General features: G+C 68.9%; 3 protein-coding genes. All 3 read right to left on the bottom strand.

The window, feature by feature from the left end; translation table 11 throughout:
- Window positions 1-1,844: type II secretion system secretin GspD (gene gspD, locus K0M70_RS04385; RefSeq protein WP_290779771.1), on the bottom strand; the 1,844-nt coding region annotated here is incomplete at its 3' end.
- Window positions 1,841-2,575 (bottom strand): type II secretion system protein N, encoded by a 735-nt coding sequence (locus K0M70_RS04380; protein WP_290779774.1) that lies wholly within the window; start codon window positions 2,573-2,575, stop codon window positions 1,841-1,843. The genes K0M70_RS04380 and gspD, both read right to left, overlap by 4 nt.
- A gap of 143 nt (window positions 2,576-2,718) precedes the next feature.
- Window positions 2,719-5,340 carry a TonB-dependent receptor gene (locus K0M70_RS04375; protein WP_290779769.1) on the bottom strand — a complete coding sequence of 874 codons (2,622 nt, stop codon included), beginning with the start codon at window positions 5,338-5,340 and terminating at the stop codon, window positions 2,719-2,721.
- Window positions 5,341-5,456 lie beyond the last annotated feature (116 nt).

Raw genomic sequence — 5,456 nt, 5'->3', positions numbered from 1 at the left:
GCGTCGCGGATGATGGTGGGGCGGATGAACACCATCAGGTTGGTGCGGTTGGCTTCGCGCCGCTTGTTGCGGAACAGGCCACCCACGGCCGGCAGGTCGCCCAGCACCGGGATCTTGTCCACCGACAGCTGGTCGCCCTGGTCGAGCAGGCCGCCCAGCACCACGATATTGCCGTCGTCCACCAGCACGGTGGTTTCGATTTCGCGCTTGTTGAGGATCAGGTCATCGGAGCGCGCGCTGATGGTGCCCGCCACCGCCGACACTTCCTGGCGCAGGAACAGGGTGATGCCGCCGCCGCTGTTGATCTGGGGCTTGACCTCCAGCTGGATGCCGACGTCCTGCCGGGTGGTGGTGCGGAAGGGGTTGGAGTTGGCGTCGCCCAGGACTTCACCGGTGGTGATGGGCACTTCCTGGCCGACGAGGATGCGCGCCTCTTCGTTGTCCAGGGTCAGGATGGACGGCGTGGACAGCAGGTTGGACGCCGAGTCGCTCTTGACGGCGTTGATGATCACGCCGAACAGCGCGTCGCTGCTGCTGCCGGCCAGGCCCAGCAGGCCGCCGCTGGTGCCCAGCAGGGACTGCAGCGCCGCCTGGCGCAGCAGCGCCTCGCTCGAGCCCGGCTCAGCGTCCGGGTCGGTGGCCGCTGCGCCCGCCAGCGGCAGGATGCCGGGTGAGCTGCCGGGGAAGTTGCTGGCGGCGAAGGGAACGTTGCCGTCTTTCCCGGCCAGCAGGAACTGCACGCCCAGGTTCTTGGCCATGCCGTCCGACACCTCGACCACGATCGCTTCCACCAGCACCTGTTCGCGGCGGGTGTCGAGCTGGCGGATGACGTCCGCCAGCGTGCGCTGGGTCTCGGCGTCGGCGCTGATGACGATGGCGTTGGCGCCCGGGAAGCGGGCGATGTGCGTTCGGCGCGCGCCCACCGCGGGGGCTGCGGGGGCGGCCGCCGCGCCGGTGGCTTCGGTGCCGACCGCGGTGTCGGTGGCCGGCTGGCCCATGATCTGCTGCAGCACCGGCAGCAGCTGTTCGGCGTTGGCGTGCTGCAGTCGCACCACGCGCACGTCGCCGCTGGTCTCGGCGCGCTCATCGAGGTCGGCGACGATCAGCGCCATGCGTTCGACCGCCAACGGGTCGCCGCGCAGCATCAGCGAATTGCTGCTGTCGACCGGGATCACCGACAGCGTGCCCGCGCGCGCGCCGTCGGGGCCGCCCGGCACTGCGGTCAACTGCGCCAGCACGGCGGCGATTTCCCGGGCGGCGCTGTTGCGCAGGGTGACGATGCGGATGTCAGAGCGGTCCTGGTCGATCTGCCCCACCAGCCCGCGCAGGCGCCGCAGGTTGTCGGCGTAGTCGGCGATAAGCAGGCTGTTGCCCTGCGGGGTCGGCGCCACCACGCCGCCCCGGCCCACCAGCGGCTTGAGGGTTTCAGCGGCGGTGCGCGCGTCGACGTTGCGCAGGGGCACCACCATGGTCGCGAAACCCTGGCCGTCCTCGGCGCCGGCCGAAGCCGGCTGCTGCGCCGCGGTTTCGTCGGGCACCACGCGGTAGGTGCCGTTGCCGGCCGGTATCGCCACCAGGCCGTGGGCGCGCAGGGTCACCAGCAGCACGCCCAGCAGGTCGGAAGGCGACAGCGCCTCTTCGCTGCTGATGGTGACGTTGCCCTGCACCCGGGGGTCGAGGATGAACTTGCTGCCCGTGGCGCGCGACACGTCCTGGATGAACGCACGCAGGTCCGCGCCCTGCAGGTTGAGCGCCTCTTCCTTCGGCGCAGCCTGGGCATGCAGGTTCAAGGGTGCGGTCGCCAGCAGCAGCGACAGCGATACGACACGAAGGGAACGATTCAAGGCGGCTCCATCTGCAGCGTCAGGGTCTTGCGTTCACCGCCGCGCTCGAGCGTGACAACCACGCTGGGTGTGCTGCGGAGCATCTGGTCGATTTCCGCTATCCGCTCGGGCGTGAGGGCCTGCCCGTTGACCGTCAGCAGGACGTCACCGGGCTCCAGGCCGGCCCGGCGAAACATGGCGCCGTCGCCCCGCGGGATCACTGTATACCCGTCCGCCTGGCCCCCACGCAGTCGCGGGCGCAGCCCCGTCTGGGCCAACAGTTGCGCGGCATCCACCGCGGCGGGCGCACCGGTTGCGGTTGGCGCTGGCAGGTTGGCCGGCAAGGGCAGGGGCGCAGCCGCAGCCTGTGCGGCCGGGGCATTGGGCAGCGACAGGCGGAGCTGGGAGCCGCCGCGCGAGAGCATCACGTACCCCGACGCCACCGACGCCAGGGTGACCCCCGGCGCCACCGTGTCACCGACCGCGTACGAGGCCTGGGTGCCGCCGGCATTGCCCAGGATGGCCGTCGAGCGTTTCGGGTCGGCGCCCAGGCGCACGCCGAACAAGGCCAGGCCGCCCGTGTCCGCCGGCGACGCCGCGTCAGGGCTCCCGACGCCGCCCTGCGAAAAAGCGCGTGCCGCCAGCGCGGCGTCCGTGGGCCCGGAGGCCGGGGCGACGGCGGGCGCGCCGAACGGTCCTACTGGCGTCAGCAGTTGCCACGCCAGCCGGGCCAGCAGGATCGCCAGCAGCACCAGCAGCAAGCCTTGCACCACGTAGCGCAGGCGCGCCGAAGTGCCGGCCTCGACCCCTCGCGAAGGGGTCCAGCCAAAACGAACACCAGCCCCGGAGGGCTGGCGTGGCGTCGAAGCGGCGCTGCGTGCCGAACTTGCTGGCATCAGAAGTTCGCAGTGATGCTCAGCGAGAAGCTCGTGCCAAGGTCATAACGGTTGATGTCCACCCGACCCCCTCCCAACTCCTGGAACTCCTCGTAATCTTCGCCGAAGAGGTTGCGCGCGGCAAACGACACGCTCAGGTCCTGGCCCCAGGCGCTGAAGCCGCGACGAAGCACCAGGTCCACCGTGGTGCCCGGGTCCTGGATCAGGTCGGGCTGGCCGGGGCGGCCGCGCGCGGAGATGCGTTCATCGGCGTGGTTGATCAGCAGGATCGCCTGCGAACCGGTGTTGACGTCCTCCAGGCCGAACTGGATGTTCGCCAGGTTTTCGGACTGGCCCTGCAGGCGGCTGCCGTCGCGCACCAGCGCGGCGGCCGGCCGCGGCGCGCCGCCGCCGGCGAGCGGGAACACCACGTCGTTGTCGTCCACCGACACTTCGGTCTGGGTGTAGGTGTAGTTGGCGGCCAGGAACAGGCGGCTGTCGCCCAGGACGTCCCAGGTGAAGGGGGAATCGAAGTACTTCTTGAGCTCGGTCTCGAAGCCGTACAGCGACGCGCCCGGCGCGTTGATGTAGGTCTGCTGGATGGTGGCGCCGGCTTCGTTGACGATCGATTCGACGGGATTCTTCAGGTCCTTGTAGAAGGCGCCCACGGTGAAGTTCTCGCCCTCGGCGAAGTACCACTCGAAGCGAGCGTCGAAGTTGAGCAGCTCGGTGTCCACCAGGTAGGGGTTGCCGATGAAGACGCGGTCCAGGTCGGTGTCCAGGTACTGCTGCGGCGCCAGTTCGCGGAACTGCGGGCGGGCGATGGTCTTGGACGCACCAAAGCGCAGCTGCATGTCTTCCTTGAAGTTCCAGGTCACCGTGGCTGCCGGCAGCAGGTAGCTCTCATCCAGCGGGTCGGCGGTGGGCAGCAGGGTGGCGCTGAACAGGTCGATCGGCGTCACCGACTGGGTGGCGCTTTCGTAGCGCACGCCTGCCGTGGCGTTGAGCTCGGGCGTGATCGCCGTCTCCACCTGCAGGTAGAAGGCGTCCACCTCGAGGTTGGCGTCGTAGGCGGCGGCGCCGTCGGCGCCCGTGGTCTCGCGCAGGCCCAGCAGGCCCGGGCCGATGTTGGGGTTGGACAGCAGGAAATCGATGCGCTGCATCTGGAAGTTGAGCGGCAGCGAGCCGTCCAGCGCCAGGAAACGGAACTCGCGCGACACCGCCGAACGGTCATTGTCGGAATAGGCCAGGCCCGCGGTGAACTGGTAGTCGCGATCTTCGGTGGCGTACAGGTAGCCCACGTCGACGCCGGCGCTGAGCACGTCGTCCTCGACCTGGCTGAAGCGGGTGTAGTTCTGTTCCTGCGAAGCGTTGTGCAGGTAAACGCCGTCCACCAGGCGGTAGCGGATGCCCTTCTCGTAAGGGGCGTCGCGCGTGGTTTCGGCGTACGCCGCGCGCCACTCGATGGTCAGGTCCTTGTACTCGCCGAAGGCGTGCTTTCCGGTCAGCTGGGTGTTGAGCAGTTCGCGCTCGAACCACTCGGTGTAGTCGTCCCGCACTTCCGCGCCCGCCAACTCGTCGTTGCCGGCCCGCGTGCGCGCTTCCTTGGTGGTGCTGTGCACGTACAGGTTGGTCCAGCGGATCTCGTTGTTGCCCCATTCGGCGCCAAAGCCCAGCAGGGCGTTGGTGTTGACGTCGTTCTGGGTGGATTCGAAGTCATAGTCGGTGCGCACGTCGATGGCGCCGTTCTCGACGATGCCTTCCTGCTGCTTGCCTTCGCGGGTCTGCCATTTGCTGTCGAAGCCGGCCACGGCGATCACGCCGAAGTTGCCCCAGTCGAGCTCGAACTTGCGGCCGCCGCTGATCTCGGCGTTGAAGTCGGAGTTGACCTCGTCGTCGCGCTGCAACAGGTTCAGCGGTGCATTCACCAGGCTGCGGCCGATGATGTCCAGGTCGGCCTGGCTGAAGTTGCCAAGGTCCACGCGGTTGCCGGTGGCGATGGCCGCGCGCAGGGCGGCGGGCATGTCGCGGGTGCCGTCGTCGTAGCCCAGGATGTCGGTTTCCGACCCGTAGTAGGTCAGGCCGGATTTGAAGGTGGTCTCGGAGTTGCCGCCCGTGCCGAGAGTCACGGAAAGGAAGGGTTGCTCGGGAACCGCAACCGTCTTGAGGTCGATGATGCCGCCGCCGAACTCGCCCGGGTAGCGGGCCGAGTACGTCTTCTGCACCACGACGCTGTCGATGATGGAGCTTGGGAACAGGTCCAGCGGTACCACGCGCTGCAGCGGTTCGGGGCTGGGCAGCGACGAGCCGTTCAGCACGGCCGCCGAGTAGCGCTCGCCCAGGCCTCGCACGTAAACGAACTTCCCGCCCACCAGGCTCAGTCCGCTGACGCGGGCCAGGGCATCGGCGGCATTGCTGTCGCCGGAGCGCTTGAGGTCTTCGCTGGTGATCACCGAAACCACTTCGGACGTCTCCAGCAGGGGCTGCGGAATGTACTCGCCCTTGACGTCGATGGCGTCGAGAACCGACGGTTCTTCACTGGCCGCCGCGGTGGCCTGGTCCTGCGCCATCACCAGGCACGGGGCCAGCAGGGCCGAGATCGCGAGGAACAGCCCGTTGCGGGCAAGAGGTGACTTCAGCATGTACGGAGCCTCTGGGGAGTTCGAAGGTCGACGCGTGGTGAAAACCGGGCGCCGGGGGTTGCCCGTCGCCCGGGGTAGGGGAAGCAGGGGGTGGCGGCGGGGCCGCCCCCGGGGCC

The sequence above is a fragment of the Arenimonas sp. genome, from assembly GCF_019459675.1.
In the GTDB taxonomy this organism is placed as follows: Bacteria; Pseudomonadota; Gammaproteobacteria; order Xanthomonadales; family Xanthomonadaceae; genus Arenimonas.
This window is presented reverse-complemented; position numbering and strand designations above follow the sequence as displayed.

Bases quoted from the DNA above. Each gene is read 5' to 3' on its own strand.
- K0M70_RS04375 (WP_290779769.1), bottom strand. From the start codon at position 5,340: ATGCTGAAGTCACCTCTTGCCCGCAACGGGCTGTTCCTCGCGATCTCG.